At 56.3% G+C, this 23,489-nt stretch carries 22 protein-coding genes and 1 riboswitch; of the genes, 13 read left to right on the forward strand and 9 right to left on the reverse strand.

The features are described from left to right. The first annotated feature begins 44 nt into the window (after positions 1 to 44). From J2Z70_RS12560 to J2Z70_RS12595, 8 genes are all read left to right on the forward strand, one after another. Positions 45 to 1,877 carry a HEAT repeat domain-containing protein gene (locus J2Z70_RS12560; protein ID WP_209873239.1) on the forward strand — a complete coding sequence of 611 codons (1,833 nt, stop codon included), beginning with the start codon at positions 45 to 47 and terminating at the stop codon, positions 1,875 to 1,877. 79 nt (positions 1,878 to 1,956) lie between these two features. Further along, positions 1,957 to 3,060, forward strand: coding sequence for an AAA family ATPase (locus J2Z70_RS12565; protein WP_076074576.1), 1,104 nt, complete (start codon positions 1,957 to 1,959; stop codon positions 3,058 to 3,060). Then, a complete protein-coding gene (locus J2Z70_RS12570; protein ID WP_209873242.1) occupies positions 3,057 to 5,402 on the forward strand; it encodes a DUF5682 family protein in 2,346 nt (781 codons plus the stop codon). The genes J2Z70_RS12565 and J2Z70_RS12570 overlap by 4 nt, the downstream gene beginning before the upstream one ends. Continuing rightward, positions 5,403 to 6,632, forward strand: a complete 1,230-nt coding sequence (locus J2Z70_RS12575) for a VWA domain-containing protein (RefSeq protein ID WP_209873245.1) — start codon at positions 5,403 to 5,405, stop codon at positions 6,630 to 6,632. Between the two features lie 123 nt (positions 6,633 to 6,755). Beyond that, positions 6,756 to 7,841, forward strand: coding sequence for an aspartate-semialdehyde dehydrogenase (gene asd, locus J2Z70_RS12580; RefSeq protein WP_209873247.1), 1,086 nt, complete (start codon positions 6,756 to 6,758; stop codon positions 7,839 to 7,841). A 147-nt stretch (positions 7,842 to 7,988) separates the two neighbouring features. Beyond that, positions 7,989 to 8,174: a DUF3934 family protein gene (locus J2Z70_RS12585; RefSeq protein ID WP_036729188.1), complete on the forward strand. Its 186-nt coding sequence runs from the start codon at positions 7,989 to 7,991 to the stop codon at positions 8,172 to 8,174. A 116-nt stretch (positions 8,175 to 8,290) separates the two neighbouring features. After that, the gene (locus J2Z70_RS12590; RefSeq protein ID WP_209873250.1) at positions 8,291 to 8,986 is read left to right on the forward strand and encodes a pseudouridine synthase; all 696 of its coding nucleotides are present in this window, start codon (positions 8,291 to 8,293) and stop codon (positions 8,984 to 8,986) included. Between the two features lie 94 nt (positions 8,987 to 9,080). Beyond that, positions 9,081 to 10,022: a hypothetical protein gene (locus tag J2Z70_RS12595; RefSeq protein ID WP_209873253.1), complete on the forward strand. Its 942-nt coding sequence runs from the start codon at positions 9,081 to 9,083 to the stop codon at positions 10,020 to 10,022. A gap of 95 nt (positions 10,023 to 10,117) precedes the next feature. On the opposite strand, the gene J2Z70_RS12600 is transcribed toward J2Z70_RS12595, so the two are convergent. Further along, a complete protein-coding gene (locus tag J2Z70_RS12600) occupies positions 10,118 to 11,926 on the reverse strand; it encodes an ABC transporter ATP-binding protein (protein WP_209873256.1) in 1,809 nt (602 codons plus the stop codon). Between the two features lie 198 nt (positions 11,927 to 12,124). Here J2Z70_RS12600 and J2Z70_RS12605 point away from each other — a divergent pair, with 198 nt between their 5' ends. Continuing rightward, a complete protein-coding gene (locus J2Z70_RS12605) occupies positions 12,125 to 12,685 on the forward strand; it encodes a GNAT family N-acetyltransferase (RefSeq protein ID WP_209873259.1) in 561 nt (186 codons plus the stop codon). Here J2Z70_RS12605 and J2Z70_RS12610 read toward each other — a convergent pair. From J2Z70_RS12610 to J2Z70_RS12645, 8 genes are all read right to left on the reverse strand, one after another. Further along, entirely contained in the window at positions 12,659 to 13,120 is a 462-nt protein-coding gene (locus J2Z70_RS12610; RefSeq protein ID WP_209873262.1) for a hypothetical protein, read from the reverse strand. The genes J2Z70_RS12605 and J2Z70_RS12610 overlap by 27 nt on opposite strands. Positions 13,121 to 13,260: 140 nt before the next feature. After that, positions 13,261 to 13,926 (reverse strand): thiamine phosphate synthase, encoded by a 666-nt coding sequence (gene thiE / locus J2Z70_RS12615; protein ID WP_209873265.1) that lies wholly within the window; start codon positions 13,924 to 13,926, stop codon positions 13,261 to 13,263. After that, complete coding sequence (thiD, locus tag J2Z70_RS12620; protein ID WP_209873268.1) at positions 13,923 to 14,750, reverse strand: bifunctional hydroxymethylpyrimidine kinase/phosphomethylpyrimidine kinase; 828 nt, start codon at positions 14,748 to 14,750, stop codon at positions 13,923 to 13,925. Before thiD ends, thiE begins: the two co-directional genes overlap by 4 nt. 23 nt (positions 14,751 to 14,773) lie before the next feature. After that, positions 14,774 to 15,577 (reverse strand): hydroxyethylthiazole kinase, encoded by an 804-nt coding sequence (gene thiM / locus J2Z70_RS12625; RefSeq protein ID WP_209873588.1) that lies wholly within the window; start codon positions 15,575 to 15,577, stop codon positions 14,774 to 14,776. A gap of 17 nt (positions 15,578 to 15,594) precedes the next feature. Continuing rightward, positions 15,595 to 16,680, reverse strand: coding sequence for an ABC transporter substrate-binding protein (locus J2Z70_RS12630; RefSeq protein WP_245368193.1), 1,086 nt, complete (start codon positions 16,678 to 16,680; stop codon positions 15,595 to 15,597). Next, entirely contained in the window at positions 16,677 to 17,453 is a 777-nt protein-coding gene (locus J2Z70_RS12635; RefSeq protein ID WP_209873270.1) for an ABC transporter permease, read from the reverse strand. The genes J2Z70_RS12630 and J2Z70_RS12635 overlap by 4 nt, the downstream gene beginning before the upstream one ends. Next, a complete protein-coding gene (locus tag J2Z70_RS12640; RefSeq protein ID WP_209873273.1) occupies positions 17,434 to 18,201 on the reverse strand; it encodes an ABC transporter ATP-binding protein in 768 nt (255 codons plus the stop codon). Before J2Z70_RS12640 ends, J2Z70_RS12635 begins: the two co-directional genes overlap by 20 nt. A 130-nt stretch (positions 18,202 to 18,331) precedes the next feature. Then, a riboswitch (TPP riboswitch) is annotated at positions 18,332 to 18,434 on the reverse strand. A gap of 68 nt (positions 18,435 to 18,502) precedes the next feature. Continuing rightward, positions 18,503 to 19,159 carry a TetR/AcrR family transcriptional regulator gene (locus J2Z70_RS12645; protein ID WP_209873276.1) on the reverse strand — a complete coding sequence of 219 codons (657 nt, stop codon included), beginning with the start codon at positions 19,157 to 19,159 and terminating at the stop codon, positions 18,503 to 18,505. Between the two features lie 181 nt (positions 19,160 to 19,340). Between J2Z70_RS12645 and J2Z70_RS12650 the strand changes: the two genes are divergently transcribed. The 4 genes from J2Z70_RS12650 (at position 19,341) to J2Z70_RS12665 (ending at position 23,329) form a co-directional block, all read left to right on the forward strand. Further along, on the forward strand, positions 19,341 to 20,861 hold the full coding sequence (locus J2Z70_RS12650; protein WP_051478322.1) for a DHA2 family efflux MFS transporter permease subunit: 1,521 nt from the start codon (positions 19,341 to 19,343) through the stop codon (positions 20,859 to 20,861). A 177-nt stretch (positions 20,862 to 21,038) separates the two neighbouring features. Beyond that, positions 21,039 to 21,893: an amino acid ABC transporter substrate-binding protein gene (locus J2Z70_RS12655; RefSeq protein WP_036729159.1), complete on the forward strand. Its 855-nt coding sequence runs from the start codon at positions 21,039 to 21,041 to the stop codon at positions 21,891 to 21,893. Continuing rightward, the gene (locus J2Z70_RS12660; protein WP_036729156.1) at positions 21,893 to 22,561 is read left to right on the forward strand and encodes an amino acid ABC transporter permease; all 669 of its coding nucleotides are present in this window, start codon (positions 21,893 to 21,895) and stop codon (positions 22,559 to 22,561) included. Before J2Z70_RS12655 ends, J2Z70_RS12660 begins: the two co-directional genes overlap by 1 nt. A gap of 18 nt (positions 22,562 to 22,579) precedes the next feature. After that, positions 22,580 to 23,329: an amino acid ABC transporter ATP-binding protein gene (locus J2Z70_RS12665; RefSeq protein WP_209873279.1), complete on the forward strand. Its 750-nt coding sequence runs from the start codon at positions 22,580 to 22,582 to the stop codon at positions 23,327 to 23,329. The last annotated feature ends 160 nt before the right edge of the window (positions 23,330 to 23,489 follow it).

Below are 23,489 nucleotides of genomic sequence, written 5' to 3' on the forward strand. Positions count from 1 at the left end.
TTCAACATTATCCACATACCTTTATTCATATGGGAGGACAATCCATGAGCACAGCGTTATTGCAGGAGCTGCATCAGGAATACAGAAGACTGTATATTGCCGGAAGTGAGCTGGCGGCCGGAGATTTCCGCCTGAAGCGGCTGCTTCCGCAATTTCAGCAGCTAGGTGAGCGGTCACCGGTCTTTAAGAAGCTAGGCGAGGGAATCAATGCACTGCTTGAACCGGGTAGCCCGGACGGTCCTGCCCCGGGCATTCAATTACAGGAGAATACTCTGCTGCTGGAGTCCGTTCTGTACACTCAAGGGACGACAACCGTGGACGGAACTCCCGGACCCTTGCCGGTCCGGAAGTTCACCCTTCAGACGAATCAGACTTACCGGAAGCTTGCGCCTGTGATTGAAGCGCTCACCACTACCGGAAGCGGCAGATATGAGATTGTGCTGGATGCCTTTAAGGAAGGAGTCTTTCAGGATCTGCGTCTGCTGCCGCTGGCTGTCTCAGCGCTGAACGACCCGTATTCGGAGCTGGCGGAATATGCGAAGAACCATATTCTCCCTGCCTATGGGCCGGAGATCGCCGGATACCTGCTGGAGAGCTTCAACCCGGCAGGGGGGCGGAGCGAGGTCCGCAAGCTGGAGGTTATTGCTCAAGCAGGTGCTTCCAGTCACCTGGACGTTATTGTTCAAGCAGCCGAGAACGGCAGCGATGAGATCCGGGCAGCGGCCATGAAGTGTCTGGGAGGGTATGAGGAATATACAGACGCGCTCCTGGAATGGTCTGCCGACAAAAAGAAGGTCATCCGCGAAGCTGCCTATACGGCGCTGGCGGCAGGCGGCTCGGTCCGGGGAGCAGAGCGGCTCATTGAGGCGTTCATCCAGAAGAAGGACCGTGAGATGTTGGCTTCAATACTGGCAAATGGCGCTCCTTCTGAGGTGTATGCCAAGGTGACCGCATTGTTCCAGGAGGAGCTGCAGGCCGCACCGCCTAATAATGCCGGCAAGAAGATTACCGAGAAGGCCTGGGAAGAGCTGGTTCCCTTCCTGATTACGCTCAGCCACGTAAAAACTCCTGAACTGGATGCAATTTATAGCTATGTCCTTAAAGAGTATGATCGTTATATTTCACTGGGTTGGGTTCCTCTGTTTGACCATGCGGCCCGTTACAAGCAGGAATCAGCGGATAACGCCGCGCTGGAAGAGCTCGCGGAGCTGGCGCAGCGCAGCATGCGGCATCTGCCGAATTATTTCCATGCTGCCAAGAGGAGGGTCAGCCCGCAGGAGATGTTCGACCGGTTCGCCGGACTCACGGAGACCAAGCTGATAGGCCAAGCAGCCAAGCAGGCAGCTCAGCGTTCGCAATTGCTGGTCCATACAATCGAGGAGCAGGCCGTGGACCTGTATTGGGACTATGAGGTCCGGTGGGATGCCTCGGGTGTCAGGCAGTATAACAAGAAGATGATGACGGCCGAGGAGGTAGCGGCGGAATGGGACCCGCGCTGGCTGGAATGGTCCATTAAGCAGGATGCCATGAATCTGGCGTGTGTCTTCGCCCGGCCCGGACATCAGGGAGTGCAGGATTACCTGCGGGGCAAGCTGGAAGGGACGCTCAAGCGGTACACGTATGACCGTCTCGCCAATATTTTCAAAGGACTGGAGAGGGCAGAACTGCCTGAGCTGGAGCGGCTGGAGCTGCTGATGTCCGTGCTTGAAGAGAACAACGTCCGCAATTTGTATACATTTGACCACTACTTGTTCGAGATGATGGAGCGCTTCCCCGCCAGCTATGTGGACCGGGTGAAGGAGATCGCCCCCCGGTTCAAATATGAATCCAAGCGCCAGCTGGAGTATATCCTGGACCAACTAGTGAGTAAGCAGTAAAGTCTCCAAATATACTTAGTGTCATCGGCACGGAAGAAATTGTCCCGGATGGACAGGGATATATAAAGGAGAGGTGTACATGTCAACAGAACAAGATCAGCTTCAGGATTACATGCGTCTGCCTGCCGAAATCCTGTACCAGGATGAGCTGGAGGCTCTGCGCAAGGAGGACACCGGGCGTATTCCGGCCGGATGGCAGATGTCCCCGCGTTCAGTTCTCACGTTCATTACTGGCGGCAAGGCGGGCAAGACCGTGATTACGCCGAAATACATCGGCAACACCCGGCTGATCGAGATGGCGGTTGCCACACTGGTAACCGACCGGGCACTGCTGCTGATCGGAGAGCCGGGCACGGCAAAATCCTGGCTGTCCGAGAATCTGGCGGCGGCAATCTATGGCAACTCGGGCATGGTTGTACAAGGGACGGCGGGAACAAGCGAAGAGCATGTGCGCTATTCCTGGAACTATGCCATGCTCCTGGCGAACGGACCGACGCCGGAGGCGCTGGTTAAGAGCCCGATTATGCGGGCGATGGAAGACGGCGGTATTGCCCGGTTCGAGGAAATTTCCCGCTGTGCTTCCGAGGTACAGGACGCGCTGATCTCGATTCTGTCGGAGAAGACGATCTCTGTGCCGGAGCTGGGCAAGGAGACCAGTGCCCGCAAGGGCTTCTCGATTATTGCCACGGCAAATACCCGGGACCGCGGAGTCAATGAGATGTCCGCTGCCCTGAAGCGGCGCTTCAATATCATTGTGCTGCCTGCGCCATCGGACCTTGAGACGGAGCTGTCCATTGTGAAGAAGCGTGTCGGCGAGATTGCCTCCTCCTATGAGCTGCAGGCTGCTGTTCCGGCGGATGAAGCGCTGCTTAAGGTGGTCACCATCTTCCGCGAGCTGCGCAGCGGCATGACGCTCGACAAGAAGGAGAAGGTGAAGACTCCAGCCGGTGTAATCTCCACAGCAGAAGCCATCTCGCTGCTGACGAACAGCATGGCACTGGCAGCAAGCTTCGGGAGCGGAGAACTGACCGACGAGGATCTGGCAGCGGGACTGCAAGGGGCGATCGTCAAGGATGACGATAAGGATAAGCTGGTGTGGAAGGAATATCTGGATAATGTAATGAAGAAAAAAGGAGCGGACTGGCGCGGACTCTATCAAGCCTGTAAGGAGATGAACGAGTGAGCAGGGCAGCGGTTGCCGGCGTTCATGTTTTCGGAGTCCGGCATCTGTCTCCGGGCGGTGCCAGGCATGTCCTGGAATACTTGAACGAGCTGCAGCCGACCGCCGTGCTGATTGAGGGGCCGAGTGATGCAAGCGGAGAGATCCGTCATTTAACCCATGCGGTAACGAAGCCGCCGGTGGCTATTCTGGCCTTCACCGAGGATCTACCCGTACGGACGGTGCTCTGGCCGTTCGCTGTGTATTCCCCGGAATTTCAGGCGATGAAATGGGCGCAGGAGCATGGGGCGGTGGCAGAGTTCATCGATCTGCCTTCCTCTATAACCCTAGGCTTACAGGATGCGTTACGGCAGGATACCGGCGCCCGTCCGGAGCTGAAGCCTGCGGCTGAGGAGCAGGGGGAGCCGGCGGAAGAGGAAGTCGGTGAGCCGGAGTCGGTATACAGCCGGATTGCCCGGCTTGCCGGTGAGCATGACTATGATATGTACTGGGAGCGAAATTACGAGCATAACGCCAGCAGCGGCGCTTACCGCGCCGCGATTCTGGCCTTCTCTGCCCAGATGCGGGAGCTGTCGGAGTCCACGGAACGCGCGGAGCAGCCGCGGGAATATGCTTATAACGCGTTGCGCGAATCTTATATGAGGCGGAGAATTAAGCTCAAGATTGAAGAAGGGCATCTGCCGGAGAAGATTGTTGTGATCTGCGGTGCATACCACGCCGCCGTACTGGCTGATCTCTCGGAGGGAATGAGCGATACGGAGCTTGCGTCATTACCTACACGCTCTACCAAGCTGACGCTGATGCCGTATTCCTACTATAAGCTCTCCACTATGTCGGGTTACGGTGCGGGCAACGCGGCTCCGCACTACTTCCAGATGATGTGGGAGCTGATGGCCTCAGGCCGCGCTGAGGAGCTGCCCCATCTCTATCTCTCCTCTGTGGCCCGGATGGTGCGCAGAGCAGGGACACACCGCTCCACGGCCGAAGTGATTGAAGCGGTGCGGCTGGCAGAGTCGCTGGCGGCGCTGCACGGCGGAAGCGCACCTACGCTGCGCGATCTGCGCGATGCCGCACAGACCTTGCTCGGCCACGGTGATCTGGCCGTTATCGCCGATTCGCTGGCCCGGGTGGATGTCGGTACGAATATCGGCAGGCTGGCCGACGGCGTCAGCCAGACGCCGATTCAGGATGACCTGAACCGGCTGCTGAAGCGATACAAGCTGGAGAAGTACAGATCGACTGTAGCCAGCGACCTGACGCTGGATCTGCGCGAGAACCGCCGGGTGTCAAGCAGTGAAGCGGCTTATCTCGATCTGCACCGCTCGGTGCTGTTCCACCGGCTGGAGCTGCTCGGCATCCACTTCGCCCGGAATGTGCCGAGCGGCCAGTCCGGGGCGACCTGGGCAGAGCACTGGGTCCTCCAGTGGGCGCCGGAGGTAGAGATTGAGATCGTGGAGTCTACACTGCTGGGCGAGACCATTGAGGTGGCGGCAGCCTACGTGCTGCGCGAGAAGCTGCTGGAATGCAGCTCTATCGCTGAGGCCTCTGCGCTGATTGTCACCGCCTGCGAATGTGCCATGACCACGCAGATGGAGGAGAGCAGCCGCGTGCTGCAGCGCCTTGCGGTGGATAGCCGCGATGTCGTCTCGATTGCCACAGCGGCCAGAGAGCTGGCCAAGATCATCGGTTATGGCGACATCCGCAAGGTGGATACGGCCCCGTTCGTACCGCTGCTGGAGGAGCTGTTCCGCCGGGGCTGCCTGTTCCTGCTGGATGCCAGCGGCTGCAATGATGAAGCGGCGGCGCTGATGATCAGTGCAATGAATGACCTGAATAACATCTCGCAGGAGCATAGCGAGATTGCGGATACAGCTCTGTGGCTGCAGGAGCTGCTGCAGCTGGCGCAGCGGGATGACCGCAACCCGCGGCTGTCGGGCTTCGCCTGCGCGATCCTGATGGAGCGTGGAGCCATCCCTGCCGGAGAAGTTGCGGCGGAGGTGTCGCGCCGCTTGTCTCCGGGGATACCGGCGGACCTCGGGGCAGGCTGGTTCGAGGGGTTGTCCATGCGTAACCGCTATGGTCTGTTGTCGCGAATGAGCCTGTGGGAGCAGCTAAATGACTATATCAACGCCTTGGAGGATGAGGAGTTCAAGCGTGCGCTGGTCTTCCTGCGCCGGGCGTTCAGTACCTTCTCCCCGCGTGAGAAGACGATGATCGCTGAGCTGCTGGGTGAGCTGTGGGGCGTGAACACAGAGCAGGCCGCCGAGATTCTGACAGGAGAACTGAAGGAGGAGGAAGCCAAAATGCTGGATGATCTGAATGATTTTGACTTCGGGGATCTATAGATGGGTGAAGAAGAGCTGAAGGAGGATAATCAGAACGGCGCCCTTACACGCTGGCGGCTGATTCTGGGGCAGGAAGCGGAAGAGGCCTTGCCTGGCTATGGCCAAGGCACCGGCCGGACGCTAAGTGAGGAAGAGCTGATTATGGATGCGGCACTGGCGGCTATCTATAATGAGACAGGCGCAGGCAAGGCAGAAGGGAGTGCCGCTGCCGCATCGAAGGGCAGAGGTGCAGGCTCGGGACATGCTGCGATTAACCTGTCTAAGTGGCTCGGAGATGTGCGGAATTTCTTCCCGGAGGATGTGGTCTCGGTCATTCAGACGGATGCGATGGAGCGTAAGGGCTGGAAGCAGCTGCTCTTTGAGCCGGAGCTGCTGGCGGCAGTGAAGCCGGATATCCAGCTGGTGGGTACGCTGCTGGCACTCAAGGGCAAAATCCCGGAGAAAACCAAAGAAACCGCAAGGATGCTGGTCCAGGCGCTTGTGGATGAGCTGGTCAAGCTGCTGGAGACCGATATCCGCCGTGCGGTTACCGGAGCGCTTAATAAGCGGCAGCATTCCCCGCTGCCTTCACTAAGCGGACTGGACTGGAAACGGACGATCGAGCGCAATCTGAAGCACTACGATGCGGAGCGGCGGATGATTATCCCCGAGCGCTTCTTCTATTTCGACCGGGCCCGCCGCAGCAAGGAATGGACGGTCATTGTGGATATTGACCAGAGCGGCTCGATGGCCAGCTCTGTGATCTGGGCGTCGGTGATCGGCTCGATCTTCGCCAGTATTCCGGCGCTGAACACGCGTGTCGTTGCTTTTGACACCGAGGTGGTAGACTTGACGGAGCAATGTGCGAATGATCCTGTTGACATGCTCTTCGGCATCCAGCTCGGGGGCGGCACGGATATTCATAAGTCGGTGAAGTATTGCGAGCAGTTCATCGAGGAGCCGAAGAAGACGCTGTTCATTATCGTATCGGATCTGTACGAGAACGGCAATCAGGCCGGTCTGGTCCGGCGGATGCGCGAGCTGCGGGAATCCGGGGTGCGGACGATGACGCTGCTGGCCCTCTCCGATGAGGGGAAGCCTTCCTATGATGAACGGCTGGCCGCTCAGCTCGCCCGTGACGGAACCCCTTGCTTCGCCTGTACTCCGGCACTGCTGCCTGTCCTGGTGGAAGGGGCACTGAAGGGCCAGGAGCTGGGTGAATTGGCGAAGCGGCTGGGGATGACGCGGTAATTTTATTAGAAGAGGAAACACTTACTTTGTAATCACATATTGTGTAACATGCCGCTATCATTTATAATCGGTTATTAAAAAGCACCTTTCGCTAGGCGCTGCTTGAAAGGAAATGAATTTCTTATGTCGAGGAAGCTCAGAGCGGGTATTGTTGGCGGTACCGGTATGGTCGGCCAGCGTTTCATTGCACTTTTGGAGAATCATCCATGGTTTCAGGTAACGGCGATTGCGGCGAGCGCGAATTCAGCCGGCAAGTCCTATGAGGAGTCTGTTCAAGGCAGATGGAAGCTCTCCACCCCTATGCCAGAAGCAGTCAAAGGCATCATGGTTCAAGACGCCTCCAAGGTAGAGGAAGTGGCTGCGGATGTGGATCTGATCTTCTGCGCCGTAGATATGAAGAAGGAAGAGATCAAGGCGCTGGAAGAAGCTTATGCGCGTACCGGAACTCCGGTGATCTCCAACAATTCGGCACACCGCTGGACACCTGATGTTCCGATGGTGATTCCCGAGATTAACCCGGAGCATCTGGAGGTTATCGCCCAGCAGCGCAAACGTCTGGGGACGGAGACCGGCTTCATCGCTGTGAAACCGAACTGTTCCATTCAGAGCTATATGCCTACTCTGAATGCACTTCATGAGTTCAAGCCTTCCAAGGTGGTTGTAACCACTTATCAGGCGATTTCAGGTGCAGGCAAGACCTTCGCGGACTGGCCGGATATGGTGGATAACGTGATTCCTTTCATCGGCGGGGAAGAAGAGAAGAGCGAGCAGGAGCCGCTGCGGATCTGGGGTAAGGTAACCAGTGAAGGGATCGTCCCAAGCGAGCAGCCGGTAATCACCACACAGTGTATTCGTGTACCTGTGGCTGACGGCCATATGGCGGCTGTCTTTGCCTCCTTTGAGCAGAAGCCTTCCCGCGAGGAGATTCTGGAACGCTGGAACAGCTTCCAGGGGCGTCCGCAGGAGCTCGGTCTGCCGAGTGCTCCTAAGCAGTTCATCACGTATTTTGAGGAAGAGAATCGTCCGCAGACCCGTCTGGACCGCGATATTGAGAACGGCATGGGCATCTCCGCAGGACGCCTGCGCGAGGATTCACTGTACGATTACAAATTCGTCAGCCTGTCCCACAATACGGTGAGAGGCGCTGCCGGCGGTGCGGTATTGATCGCCGAATTGCTTAAGGCCGAAGGATATATTCAGCCTAAATAAGCCACTCTATGCTCTTGGATAGATACCTGTTATGCAGCCTGCCGGAGGCTCTCCGCGCAGGCTGTTTGCAGTTGGACCTGACAATCCGCCCGAAATAATGGTAAGATAGAGTAATGTACGACGAAAACTGAATATTGACGGAGTGATATTGTGGCAAAAAGTAAAGGCGGCGGCACAGGCAGAGGAACAGGCAGCAAGGGCTGGACCCGCTGGAATAAGACGGCAAAACCCGTGAAGCCGGCCCGAAGCGGCCCTCCCGGAAGCCCAGGTGCCAAAGGAGCCAAACCGGCTAAGAGCAGCAGCGGCAGCAACAAAACCGGAGGCGCTAAATAAGCGGACATCTGCCCATTGATAATTACCAAATATAAGGGTTATAGGTTGGAGGCAACATCTGATGGCTATGTGAATCAGGTGTTCTTTCATATGTAGGACCTGAAAGCGGGTACTTCATGAGAATTAACAAATACATCAGTGAGACCGGTATCTATCCGCGCAGAGAGACGAACCGGCTGATTGCCGCCGGAAGGATCACGATTAACGGGAAGGTCTGTACGCCTGGAGCAGGCGTGGAGCCTGGAGATACTGTAGCTGTAGACGGGATTACTGTGACTCCAGACCGGGAGGAGCGGGTCTACCTGGCGCTGAACAAGCCGGTAGGCATTACCTGTACAGCCGCCCGGCATGTGGAAGGGAATATCGTAGATTATATCAACTATCCCTCCCGGATTTTTGCCGTCGGCAGATTGGACAAGCACTCGGAAGGGCTGATTCTGCTGACCAATGACGGGTCGATTGTCAACCGGATGATGCGTTCCGAGCATAGTCATGAGAAGGAGTACCGGGTGAGCGTGGATAAGCCGGTCACGGAAGACTTTTTGGCGGAGATGTCAGCGGGTGTAGATATTCTGGAGACCCGGACCAAGCCATGCCTCACCCGGCGGATCTCGGATCAGGAGTTCATGATTATTCTGACCCAAGGGCTGAATCTGCAGATCCGCCGGATGTGCAAGGCGCTAGGCTACCGTGTGCTCCGCCTGGAGCGGATACGGATTATGCATATCACGCTCAGTGGTCTTCCGCAAGGGCAGTGGAGACGGCTGACGGAGGAAGAGCTCGCAGAGCTTCATGCCAGACTGGAAGATTAGAGGCAACTCACATACCAGTACGGCTTCCGAAGCGGGCTCCCGGACGGGTATACAGGAAGTCATGCTACCACGACACGACATTTAGGAGGATTACATGCGGATTATTAGCTTATTGATAGCCTTAGCGATCATAGCGGGTTGCTCAAGAACAGGGGATGGCGGATCAGCAGATCCGTCTGCAGCGCCAGCCGCTTCCCCGGCAGCGGATCTCTCAGCAGCACCTGGAGGGCATCATCAGGAGGAAGACGCGGCTGCCGCAGCGCTCGCGGAAGTGTCCCCTGAGATTGCAGATGAATATTCGGGATTCGTACATATGGATGCGGTTCAGTTGAACGGGCAGATTTTTCAGGTGTATTACTGGAATAAGGGAGAGTTCAGCTATACACAGTTCGCCATCGTTAAGGAGGGCAAAATGGTCTTTGACAGCAAGAAGGCCGGGCTTACCCTGGAAGGCGGCGGCATTTGGAATGAGGAGGAGCAGCTCTGGGCTGAAGCCGTGGTGCAGAACAACCGGAATACCTTCTTGTTCAGTCTGATGGACAACCGTCCCGCCTACGCGTCAATTGTGGTCGAAGAGATCGACGGAACGATGCAGGTAACGGTTAACGATCTGTTCAGCGTGAATTATGAGGATGTGGATCAGGACGGGAGCGAGGATCTGCTGGCCAGCCCTTATCCGGGTCAATCCCCCCTGGGTCCGGCGCTGATGGGCATCTACCAGCTGGAAGGGACGAATTATGTGCCGGATAAGCTGCTAACCAAGCAATATGCGGTAGATCAGCTTCAGCTCAGTGAGCAGGAGTATAAAAACAATCCGTCCGAGCAGACGTTAGAGCAGCTGCTGAATGCCTACCTGATTCTCGGGCAGCGCAGTATCGCATTGGAACGGTTCGAAGAGTTCCATGAGTGGGCCGGACAGCTTGCCGGTGACGGCGGTTATGTGGACGAATATCAACGGCTGCTGCGCAGCACGGAGACGGCTGAACAAATCAGCGGCTGGATGGACAAGCTGAAGCCGCTGCGTACTACGCGATAAGCCGGACTGATCGCGGACAGGAAGAGAAGGGATTCCCAGAGCAGGTGATGCTGCTCCGTGAATCCCTTTTTCATTAAGGCTTCGCACCTATTGGCTTATGAATCTTCCCGCTGAAACTGCTTGTTGTACAAATCCCGGTATACCCCATTCTCTGCCAGCAGGGAAGCGTGCTGCCCCGACTCCACAATCCTGCCGTCCTGAACAACCAGAATATTGTCGGCAGCCATGATGGTAGAGAGACGGTGAGCGATGACCATGCTGGTCTTGCCGCGCAGCAATTCATGCATGGCTTGCTGGATGTAATATTCCGATACCGTGTCCAGCGACGAGGTGGCCTCGTCCATAATGATGATGGGCGGATTCTTGAGCAGCACGCGCGCGATGGACATCCGCTGCTTTTCACCGCAGGACAGCTTGATTCCCCGGTTGCCGACAACCGTGTTGTAGCCTTCAGGCAGCTTCAGAATGAAATCATGAATAAAAGCAGCTTCGCAGGCGGCCGTCAGCTCGGCTTCCGTGGCTTCAGCGTTGGCATATAGCAGATTCTCGCGGATCGTCCCGTTGAATAGGTACGTGTCCTGGGTGACTAGGCCAATCTGTGAGCGAAGCGAATGCAGCGTGAACTCACGGATGTCCTTGCCGCCGATACGGATCACGCCTGAATCCAGCTCATAGAGCCGGGGAATCAGGTTGGTAATGGTGGTTTTGCCTGCTCCGCTGGGTCCGACCAGGGCAGTCAGTGATCCGGCGGCTGCCGTGAAGGAGATCCCGCTCAGAGCGGGCTTGTCCGGGGCGTAGGCGAAATTCACCTGCTCGAAGACGATGTCTTGTCCCTCAACCCGGCTTGGAAGAGCCAGCTTAGCATCCACAATTAGCGGGTCCATATCAAAATAGTCAAAAATCCGTTCAAACAGCGCCACCGAACGGTTCACATCCACATAGAGATTGGTCATCTGCATAACCGGAATATACAATCTGCTCAGCAGTGCCACGAAGGTGATAATTGCTCCAATGCTCAGCTCTCCCTGGATGAATAAATAACCCCCGTACAGATAAATCAGCATCGGCCCGATACTGGTGAAGGTGGTAAGGACCAGCATAAACCAGCGGCCGGCCATCGATTCGCGGATTTGCAGCCGTGTCGCCTGGGCGTTTACGGTCTGAAAGCTTGCCAGCGCGGTGTCCTCTCTGGTGAACAGCTTCATAAGCATGTACCCGCTGAGGCTGAGCGTCTCTTCAATGATCTGATTCTGCTCCGAGATCTTCTCCTGCGTCTCTTTGGCCAGCTTCCAGCGGACATTGCCCATTTTGCGGGTCGGCACGATGAATAAGGGAATGACCAGGATGCCTAGCAGCGCAAGCTTCCAGTTCATGATGAACAGGGTTACCGCCGTGGAGATCAGAATGAACAGATTGCTGGCACAATTGACGATGGTGCTGTTGAAGACGCCCTGAATTCCGGCAATGTCACTGGTCATCCGGGTGATGACCTCGCCTTGCTTGACGCCTGAGTAGAACTGCAGCGGCATGCTCTGCAGATGGCGGTACATCTGGTTTTTCATATCATGGACAATATTCTGGGAGATAAAAGAGTTCAAATAATTCTGCAGCACACCGAGCAGTCCTGACACAACCGTTGTAGCCAGCGAGGCGGCAACGAGCAGGAAGAGCAGCTGCAGATTCTTGTCCGGGAGCGCCCGGTCAATGATCTGCTGAATCAGGATAGGAGGGAGCAGCCCCAGCACTGCGGAGATACACAGCACGGTCATCACCAGCAGCGTCTGCTTCCAGTACGGAGCGAAATATTTGACGATGCGTAATAGCAGCGCTTTGGATATATCCGGCTTCGCCTCCTCCTCATCGAACTTTAATTTGCCATGCCCGAAGCCTCCTCCGGGTCCCATGGCTCTGAAGCCTCTCGACAATAGGGTCACCAGCTTTGCTTGAATTTTAGGGATACTATATATGTAAAAATAATCCTGCAACATGTCTGTCATGGGCATTATACGCCTGGATTTTCCGGAAGTAAATGCTAAACTGGATTAGCCGGAATGAAGTGGAGAACGAGATTGCAGCCTTAAGCTTGGGAGGAGAGAAACAGAATGATTATTGTTGCACAGGGATATGAAAATAAAGGGCTCCGCTACACGGTGAGATCCGCCTCACCGCAAGATGCCCTCCAGTTGTCCGCGCTAAGGCTGAAGATCGACGGGGAGACGGAGAATTTAGACCGGGTTCAGGGGGAAGCATTCATCGGCCCGGATGGCTTCCGGTCGCTTATAGCGGCGGATACGGCCAGCGGCACGAACCTGTTCCTGGTTGCCGAGGTTCAGGACAGGCTGGCGGGCTTCGCCAGATGTGAAGGAAGTCCGCTCCGCAGGCTGGCCCATCAGGCCGAGTTCGGAGTCGGGGTGCTGCAGGAATTCTGGGGATACGGAATCGGCAGGAGCCTGCTGGAGCAGTCTATCGGCTGGGCGGATACCATCAGTCTGGATAAGCTGAGCTTGAAGGTTCTGGAGAGGAATGACAAGGCGATCCGGCTCTATGAGAGCCTTGGCTTCGAGGTCGAGGGTGTCCTGCGCAGAGATAAGCGGCTGGCAGACGGACAATTCTATTCTACTATTGTTATGGGCAGATTACGCGGGGATAGAGGGGGAGCGTAAGCCAAATGTAATCGAAAAACCGATCATAATTGGATTGGGCGCGCCACGTAGGCCGAATGTAATCGGAAAACCGATCATAATTGGACAGGGCGCGCCACGTAAGCCGAATGTAATCGAAAAACCGATCATAATTGGACAGGGAGCGCCACGTAAGCCGAATGTAGTCGAAAAACCGATCATAATTGGATTGGGAGCGCCGCGTAGGCCGAATGTAATCGGAAAACCGATCATATTTGGATTGGGCGCGCCACGTAAGCCGAATGTAATCGGAAAACCGATCATAATTGGATTGGGCGCGCCACGTAAGCCGAATGTAATCGAAAAACCGATCATAATTGGACAGGATGCGCCGCGTAGGCCGAATGTAATCGAAAAACCGATCATAATTGGATTGGGCGCACCGCGCAGGCCGAATGTAATCGAAAAACCGATCACAATTGGACTGGGCGCCCTGGTTAACGTTATATGTCGCCACAAAGAGACGGGTGGAAAAGTGAGGTACACCCTATGCGTGGCATGAGGCACCCGCATTGTTCCACCAACATCGCTCCACCCGCCGCGTGCCTGGTTTGAAATTATGAAGAAGGAGCAGTGACGAGCTGCGCGAATCTACGCGTAGTCTCGTGTATATCCTCAGCTCCGGCAATGGCCGAGATGATGGAGAGACCATCCGCACCCGCCCGGATTACCGGTGGGGCATTCTCCAGGGTGATGCCGCCGATTCCCACCACAGGAATGCTCAGGCCGCTTCGTCTTAGCTCTTCAATGACAGTAGTTCCCCGGACGGCCTGGGCATCATTCTTGGACGAGGTAGGATAGACAGGACCGACTCCGAGATAATCGGCGCCGTCCGCGATAGCCTGCCGGGCTTCCGTCAGATTATGTGCGGAGACTCCGATGATCTTATGCTCACCGAGCTGCTCCCGGATCAGCCTGGCAGGCAGATCATCCTGGCCGACATGAATGCCATCGGCATCCAGCGCAGCGGCAAGCTCCAGATCATCGTTCACGATGAACGGGATGTTATAGGCCCGGCAGATCTGCCGGAGCTGTTGCCCTAGACGGAGCAGTGCGGCACCCTTGAGCGCAGCGGGCCCCTTTTCCCGGAACTGGAATAGAGTGATGCCTCCAGCGGCAGCAGCGGTTAAAGTGTCCTCGGGTGATTGGCGGCAGTTCACACTGCCCATAATGAAGTACAGCTTCAGCAGTCTGCGCATATCCTCGATGTCTATCCGTGTCATAGCGGTATCCCCCTTGATCTCATCCGGTTCCCATAAGCAAAATGATTCGTCGGCCCCTGCCCGGCCCCGATATTCAGACTATCCTCAATCGCCGCTTGAATGAAGGCCTTGGCGGTATGGACGGCTTCAGGCATGGAGCGGCCCAGCGCAAGACAAGCCGTCACCGCAGCCGAGAAGGTACAGCCGGTTCCGTGAGTATGCTTCGTCGCAATCCGCGGGCTGGACATATACTGGAATTCCCGTCCGTCATAGAGCAGATCCACTGCCTCATCTCCTGAGGAGTCATGTCCGCCTTTCAAGATAATGTACTCGGGTCCCATCTGATGAAGCAGTCTTGCCGCCTGTTCCCGGTCTTCCCGGCTCTCAATCGTCATACCTGTCAACATCTCTGCTTCAGGAAGATTGGGGGTGATGGCAAGCGAGAGAGGAAGCAGGCTTGTAATCAGCGCCTGTACTGCCTCCTGGAGCAGCAGCTGTGAGCCGCCCTTGGCGACCATGACCGGATCGATCACCAGCTTCTGCTGCCAGCCGTACTGCTGCACTTTACCGGCAACCACGCGGATAATGTCACTGCTGAACAGCATCCCGGTCTTGATGGCATCCGGCGGCAGATCACTGCCGATCGAATCCAGCTGGGCTGCAACGGTCTCCGGCTCCATCGGATAGACGCCCTGGACTCCTAAAGTATTTTGGGCGGTGAGTGCAGTAAGTGCAGACATGCCGTACACTCCCAGCTCCTGAAACGTCTTCAAATCCGCCTGAATCCCGGCCCCGCCGCCGCTGTCAGAGCCGGCAATGGTCAACGCTTTGCGTATGCTAGTCATCTTTTCCCCTCCTTTGCGGCGTTTTAGGCTTCGAGCAGCTTCAGCCGTGAGCGGCTGCTGTATTGCTCCGGGGTCACTAGTGACAATTGATTCAGGAACCCAATCTGGAAGCTGCCCGGACCTTGGGCTTCAGCCGCCTCAGCGGCAAGCTCTGCTGCCACGCCGTAGAAGGAGAGGGCCTCAGCCGCCGCCTCAAGCACCTCCCCGCCGCTTACGGCAAGAAATGCACCCACCACCGCACTGAGCAGACAGCCGGTTCCGGTCACCCGGGTCAGGATGGCGTGCCCGTTGCTGGCGATATAAGTGCGCTTGCCGTCTGTGATGATGTCTTCCTTGCCTGTGATAATTACGACACAGTTCAGCTTCTGCGCTGCTTTAATGGCTAGAGCTACTACATCGCCCTCGCCTGCTCCGGCATCCACGCCTTTGCTAGCCCAGCTCTCCCCAGCCACATTGGCAACCTCGGCCACATTGCCGCGCAGCGCAGTAAGCTGTAGCTCACTGAGCAGCTTAGCTGTAACATCCGTGCGGTAGGCGGTAGCACCGGCTCCAACGGGATCAAGCACGAGCGGTACATGGTGGCGGTTCGCAGCCTTTCCGGCTTCGATCATGGAAGCGATGGCAGCTTCATTCAGTGTACCGATGTTCAGCACAACCGCGCCGGACATGGCGGCGACATCCGCTACTTCTTCAATGGCATCGGCCATGAACGGCGAAGCTCCCAGGGCCAGAAGCCCATTAGCTGTGAAGTTAGCGACTACGATATTCGTGATATTATGCACCAGCGGATTCGCCTGGCGTACTTTGGACAGATAAGACATATGAATTCCTCCTGAATGATGAATTAAAAATTAATAAAAGCATTCTTAACATCCACTTCGGCAGCCAGCAGACCGTTCTCGCTCAGCCACTGGTTCACCTTCTCCCATGATGCGCTGTCCTGATAGCCGAAGGGCTGGGAACCGGCATCCATCAGCGGCAGCAGGATCTCCAGACTACGCTGTTCAATGGCTTCATCCAGTGGTGCGGTATCCTCCTGATGGGTAAGCAGCAGCTTCAGCGCTTCATCCGGGTGATCGGCTACATACTGCTGGCCTTTTCTGATCGCATCCACGAATTTGTGATAAAAGCCCTGTGAATCCTGCAGTCCCTGCTCACTGGCGACCAGCACCAGCTCATAATAATCCGGGACCCCGTAATCCACAGGATTGAAAGAGCGGACCGGATGGCCTTCCTGCTCCAGAATCAGCTGCTCATGGTTGATGAACCCGCCCATAATGCCATCCACCCGTCCGGTGGAGAGAGCAGGGATCAGCTCATAGCCGACATCCACCAGCTTGAGGGAGGAAGGGTCCCCGCCGTCGCTTTTGACCATCGTGCTCAGCATGGCTTCATACAACGGGACGGAGGAATATCCGGCTTGCTTGCCGGACAGCTCTCCCGGGCGGGTAATGCCGCTGTCTGCAGCTACCATGAGATGATTCAACGGGTGGCGCACCAGCGCAGCAATCGACTTGACCGGAATCTGCTCCCCCCGTGCCATCAATACCTGCGGCTGGTAACTGAGTGCCAGGTCCACCTTTCCCGCAGCAACAAGCTTCAGCGCATCATTGGTATCGGCCGGCATCTGAATATCAACCTCGAGACCTTCCTCAGCGAAATAGCCTTCAGCCTCTGCCGCATACAAAAAAGAGTGGACAGCATTGGGATACCAGTCGAGCATAATCGTCAGCTTATGGACTGCGCCATCGGCTCCAGTCCCAGCTTCAGAAGTGGCTGTAGTCCCCGCCGAAGAGCCGGAGGCCGCCGGACTGTTCGTATTGGTGCAGCCTGCCAGGACGGGCAGCATACAGAGCAGCAGAGCAGACAGTAGAATGGTTGGCCTTGAAATCGCATGGTGCAGATAACGGAAATAGCGGATAGTAGTCATGAATAACGTCCTCTTTTCTTCAGAATAATCTTCTCCAGTGCGGCGACAGCCAGAAACAGCAGGATACCGAGCACGGATAACAAGACAACAGCGGCGAACATCTTGGCACTCTGGAGATTCCCTGCCATTCTGCGGCTGAAATAGCCCAGCCCCTGGCTGCCTCCAAGCCATTCCCCAATGGTTGCACCGATCACACAGTACACAGCCGACAGCTTCAGTCCGGAGAAAAAAGAGGGCAGGGCCAGCGGAACGCCCACCTTCCCGAGAATCTGCCAGCGGTTCGCGCCATATGTCAGCAGCAGCTCCCGGTAGGCGTCCGTGTTCTTGGACAAGCCGTCATAGGTGCCGATGACCACCGGGAAGAAAGCAGTCAGGAAGACAACGGCGACCTTACTCCATAGGGTGTAGCCGAACCACATGATGAATAGGGGAGAGAGAGCGATCAGCGGAACCGTCTGGCTGATGATCAGCAGCGGGTACAGCGCCTTGGCCAGCGGACTGAACAGGTGCATGGCGATTCCCAACAGGCAGCCGCAGACCACAGACAGTGCGAAGCCCGTGAGTACCTCAAGCAGTGTAGCCGGCAGATGCACCCCGAATAACAGGCGGCGTTCCTCCAGCAAGGCCTTGCAGACCGCAGACGGAGCCGGAAGAATGAAGGGAGGAACCAGGCCCAGCCGGGCTACAGTCTCCCAGACTGCAAGCGTCAGCAGGGCGAGCAGGGAAGCCGGACCGTAATGCTGGAGCAAGCTTCTAGGAGCGGCGGTTCTCATATAGCTTCAGCTCCAATTCCTGGCGCAGGGCGGCGAACTGCGGTTGATAGTTCAGACTGTGATGGCGCGGACGGGGGAGACCGGCTGGGAATTCCTGCATCCCGCCGCCGCTGCCCGTCATTAGATAGATTCTGTCACTGAGCAGCAAAGCCTCCTCCAGATCATGGGTGATGAACAGCACCGTCTTGTCCAGCTCCGCCCATAACTCGAGCAGCCAGCGCTGCAGTGAGCGCTTGGTAATGGCATCGAGCGCCCCGAACGGCTCATCGAGCAGCAGCAGGTCATTCCCCGCCGCCACGGTGCGGAGGACTGCCACGCGCTGGCGCATCCCGCCGGACAGCTCCTGGGGATAAGCCCCTTCGGTTCCCTCTAGGCCGAAGCGTTGCAGCAGGGTACGAATCTCGGCCACGGCGGCCGCTTTGGGACGGCTGCGCTTGAGTTCCCAGGGCAGCAGACAATTGTCCATTACGGTCCGCCAAGGCAGGAGAAGATCCTGCTGCGGCATGTAGGCCACACTGCCCAGCCTCTTCGCTGCTGTAGCGGACTCGGCTCCGTTTAGCGTAATCCTGCCGTTGTCCGGCTCCAGCAGGCCGGCGATGATTTTGAACAAGGTGCTTTTGCCGCATCCGCTTCCGCCTACGACAGAAATGAATTCGCCGCGCTGCACATTCATGGATAGCCCTGAGAAGACGGGTGTCCGGGACGAACCGGTCCCGAAAGCATAGGATAGATTGCTAATGTTGATCATAAGACTATGTACAAGCCTCCCCGGATTGAAATAGAACCTGAGCGGAGCACAAAAAAGCCCCATTCATTCCCGGAGGCAATGAATGGGGCGGAAGGTACAGTCGGCTGTGGCCCTGTGACGGGAACCACTGATACATTCTGCTCCACTTCCCTCCGCTGGTATGATCCAGATCAGGTTCAAAGGGTCCGGAGCTTAAGCTCCGTCTCAGTCGGCCGACTCCCCTAGTGAATTAACAGGTGTTATTGAATTCGTAATTGCTACTTAATATACCACAAATTCCCCTCTTGTAAAGAGCAGGCGGTCAGCGCTTCGCCAGACCGGTCACGAACAAGGTGACGATGCCCCGGGAGATGTCCAGCTTGGAGGAGTGGTGCCGCTTCTGCTCATACAGGTACAGATCAGGGCTGAGAACAGAGATTAAGGCCGTGGCCGCAAAGACAGGATCAATGTCAATAATCTCATCGCCCTCCGCAGCACGCTGCAGCAGCTCTGTCATCATCACCCCCAGCCGCTGAAAAAAAGGATGCTCAAACTGGGTCAGCTGCTTCTTACCGGTGAACTCGGCTTTGATCATATTCAGCAGCTCGGCATACTGCTCAATGAAATCGGCAATCTGCTCAATGCTGCTCTGCAGCTGAGCGAGAGCCGGAGCTTCACCGGCACTGGCAGCCACCTGCTGCTCCAGCCCGGACAGGAATTGATCTGCGCTGCCCTTCAGCAGTGCAGAACAGATCTCACCCTTGTCCGTGAAGCGGCGGTACAGGGAGCCTTGTCCTATGCCTGCCCGCTTGGCAATGCTGTACATGCTGACTGCCTCAAGTCCGCTCTCGGTGAACAACTGGCGTGCAGCTTCAAGAATCCGCTGTACATAAGGATCGGCGGACTCGGGCGGAGCGGATTCTTTGGCTTGCGGAGCTGAGCGCGGGAGCTGTGCAGCATCGGTGTCTGGCTTTTTCATGAGAACCCCTTTCAGAAATAAATCAGCGATTTACAGAAAAATAAATAAAAGAATTGACACAACGGACAATTGTCCGTAGACTATGAATTGAACTTACGGACAGTTGTCCGTTCACTCATTATATAGAACAATCTGCCCGCAGGTCAATGTAGAACGCGGACAGCTCAGGAGGAGAAGAGACATGGATCAGACCTTGAAGCAGGAAGCCGATTTCCGGCTGTCCAGCATTCTGGTTCCGCTGCTGGCCATTATTGCCGGAGTATTTATGGTTGTGCTGGACAGTACGGCGATGAATGTAGCCTTGTCCAGGCTGGTGGTGGATTTCAAGACGGACCTGCATACGCTGCAGTGGGTAGTTACCGGATATATGCTGGCTCAGGCTTCAGTTATTCCGCTGTCAGGCTGGCTGTCTGACCGGTTCGGGGCCAAGACGGTCTTCCTGACGGCGGTAATTGTGTTTACGATAGGTTCGATTCTGTGCGCTACACCAAGCAGCGCCGAATGGCTGATTGTTTTCCGGGTCATTCAGGGACTTGGCGGCGGCTGTGTGCTCCCTGTCGGGATGGCCTATGTGTACAGACTGGCTCCCAAAAGTAAGGTTGGCGTTGTCATGGGGATTATGGGCATTCCCGTCCTGTTCGCACCCGCTATTGGTCCGGTATTGTCGGGCTGGCTGGTTGAATACCATTCCTGGCGCTGGATCTTCCTCATTAATATTCCGATTGGCATCATTGCTGTGCTGATCGGACTGCGCAAGCTGCCGAATGCGGCGAAGAACAGCGTGCCCGGCATGGATAAGCTCGGTATGGTTCTTGGCCCGCTGGCGTTTGCTTCGCTCACTTACGGGGTCAGCCAGGGCGCGCAGAGCTGGACCTCTGAGAAGACGCTGATCGGGCTGCTGCTGGGCGCTGTGGCGCTGATCGCTTTTGTCATTGCTGAACTGCGCTCCAAGACACCGCTGCTGGAGCTGCGGATTCTGAAATCCGTTGATTTCACGACAGGGATCATCGTGCAGTGGATTGCCCAGTTCGGCTTATATGGCGCGTTATTCCTGCTCCCGCAATTTCTGCAGCAGGCCCGCGGCTTCGGCGCATTTGATACCGGCCTGACGCTGCTGCCGCAAGCGATCGCTTCCGGGCTGATGATGCCGATTGCCGGAATCCTGTTCGACCGGATCGGTGTGCGCTGGCTCGTGGTCTGCGGTCTCAGTCTGGTCTCCGGTGCGTTATTCCAGTATTCCCATGTGGATCTTACCACGCAGAGCCGCGACCTGATCCTTCCGCTGATCATGTGCGGGGCCGGAATGGGTATGATGATGATGCCGATGAATACGCATCTGCTCAACAAGGCGCCAAGCCATCTGGTGAACCGGGTAACCTCGCTGACGAACTCGATGCAGCAGGTGATTACCTCGCTGGCCGTCTCGACGCTGGTTACGATTCTGACGGCAAGAACAACGGCGCGCGGTACCGAGATGCAGGAGGCCGCAGCCGCTGCCGGAAAGAGTACCGCAGGCGCTTCGCAGGATGCGCTTCTGCTGGCTAAGCAGACGGTATTGTCGCAGGGCTTCGCGGACACGTTCCACATTATGATGTTTGTCGCGCTTGGCGGTGCGGTCCTTGGACTGCTGCTGCGCCGGGGCCGCCATTCCGGAGCTGAGCGTTCCAAGGAAAAGGCGGCACCGGAAATCATGCACGTATAGCTATGCCCACACAGAAGCAGAGCTTGTAACATCCATAGAGCAGCGATTCTCCTTTTGCCGGAGGGTCGCTTTTTTTGTTGATTTCTGTTCTGAATATCCTGATGCAGGAGCAGAATTTGGGGCAAGCTAAGCTATGGAAAATCAATACAATAGAAGATACGAGAGGGGATTCATCGAATGAAAAAACTAAGTCTAACTATTATGCTGCTCCTGACCATGGTCACGGCTGCGGCTTGCGGAAGCAACAATACGGACAAGACAGCAACGGGCGGCAACACTCCGGCTGAACCTACGGCTGCGGCTACAGAGGGTGCAGCTTCCGGGGAGCAGAACAGCCTGGAAGCCGTCAAAGCCAGCGGCAAGCTGCGCATCGGAACCGAAGGGACCTACGCACCGTTCACCTTCCATGATGCAGACGGCAAGCTGACGGGCTTCGATGTCGAGATCGCCGAAGAAGTCACCAAGCGCCTGGGTGTGAAGCCGGAGTTCATTGAGACGCAATGGGATGGGATTTTTGCCGGGATGGATGCGAAGCGCTTCGATGTGATCTTCAATGAAGTCTCTATCACCGATGAGCGCAAAGTGAAATATGATTTCTCCGATCCGTATATTGTCTCCAAGGCTGTGCTGATCGTGCCGGAGGATAATCAGGATATTAAGACATTTGCTGATCTCAAGGGTAAAAAAGCCGGCCAGTCGCTCACCAGCAACCTCGGCAAAATCGCCACAGACAACGGTGCCGAGATCGTATCTACCGAAGGCTTCAACCAGGCGATCGATCTGCTGCTCTCCGGACGGATTGACGCCACTGTCAATGACGGCTTGTCTTTCCTAGATCTGAAGAAGCAGAAGCCGGATGTCAAGATCAAGCAGGTGGATGAGATTGCCGAAGGCTCGCATAGTGCCGCAGTCTTCCTGAAAGGGAATGACGAGCTGGTGCAGGCTGTGAACGAAGCACTGACCGCTATGAAAAGCGACGGAACCTACCTTAAGATCTCCGAGAAGTACTTCGGCACTGACGTATCGAAATGATGGATGACCGCCAAATACAAATATTTCTCGATTCATTGCTGCCTCTGTTCAAAGCAGGGGTGGCTTTTACCCTTCCGTTAGCACTGGTATCATTCATCCTGGGCCTGCTGCTGGCTGTAATTACGGCACTTGCCCGGCTGTCCTCCTGGAGGCTTCCGAGGCTGATCGCCCGCTTCTACGTCTGGGTGATTCGGGGAACGCCGCTGCTGGTGCAGCTGTTTATTATTTTCTATGGACTGCCCGCCGCCGGGATTGTGCTTGATCCATTCATCGCCGCTGTCATCGGGTTCACGCTCAGTGTTGGGGCCTACTCTTCCGAGATTGTCCGGGCTGCCATCCTGTCTATCCACAAAGGCCAGTGGGAGGCCGCGTTCTCGGTGGGAATGAGCCGGAAGCAGGCTCTGCGCCGGGTGATATTGCCTCAAGCGGCCCGTGTGTCGGTTCCGCCGTTATCGAATTCTTTTATTAGCCTGGTCAAGGATACTTCGCTTGCGGCCAGTATTACTTATGTTGAGATTTTCCGAAAAGCCCAGCAGATTGTGGCGACCTCCTATGAACCCCTGCTGCTGTATTGCGAAGCGGCGTTGTTCTATCTGCTGTTCTGTTCCGTGTTATCGGCGCTGCAGAATTACTTGGAGAAGCGGCTGGACCGGTATTCGGCCAGTTAAGGTTAAGGAGGCATACGCATGATTGAAATACGCGATTTACATAAGTCCTTCGGGCCGCTTGCGGTGCTGAAAGGTGTGGATCTCGCCGTTGAACACGGCCAGGTCATGGTCATCATCGGACCTTCCGGCTCCGGCAAAACCACGCTGCTGCGCTGCTTCAACCTGCTGGAGACCCCTGACAAGGGCAGTCTTACGCTGAACACGATTAAGCTGGATTTCACCCCGGGCGCCAAAATTCCACAGCGTACCGTACTGTCCCTGCGCCAGCAGACAGGCATGGTGTTCCAGTCCTATAATCTGTTCCCGCATATGACGGCGATCGGCAATGTCATGGAGGGACAGATCACGGTGCAAAAGCGTTCCAAGGACGAAGCGCGCAGCAAGGCACTGGCACTCTTGGACAAGGTGGGTCTGGCAGACAAGGCAGATGCGTATCCGCATCAGCTGTCCGGCGGCCAGCAGCAGCGTGTAGCGATAGCCCGCGCCATGGCGGTCTCGCCGGAGGTGCTGCTGTTCGATGAGCCGACCTCGGCGCTTGACCCTGAGCTGGTCGGCGAGGTGCTGAAGGTCATCAAGCAGCTGGCCCGGGAGGGGATGACGATGGTTATCGTCACCCATGAGATGAAATTCGCGGCCGATGTGGCCGACCGGATCATCCTGATGGATAACGGAGTCATTCTGGAGCAGGGAACCCCCCGGGAGGTACTGGAGCAGACGAAGAACCCGCGCGCACTTCAATTCCTGAACCGGCTCAGCGGGGAAGAGTGATTGCGGGACGGAGTATATTAAGGCAGACCGGGAGGGGAGTCCTGGTCTGTCTTTTTATTGCTGCCCAGTTTGTGATTGTCACAGAATACTCACAATAAGCCTACGTATTTCCTGTCAAAAAAACAAGACTGCCCCTAGCCGTAACGGCTTCCGGGGCAGC

The sequence above is a fragment of the Paenibacillus silagei genome, from assembly GCF_017874735.1.
In the GTDB taxonomy this organism is placed as follows: domain Bacteria; phylum Bacillota; class Bacilli; order Paenibacillales; family Paenibacillaceae; genus Paenibacillus_AQ; species Paenibacillus_AQ silagei.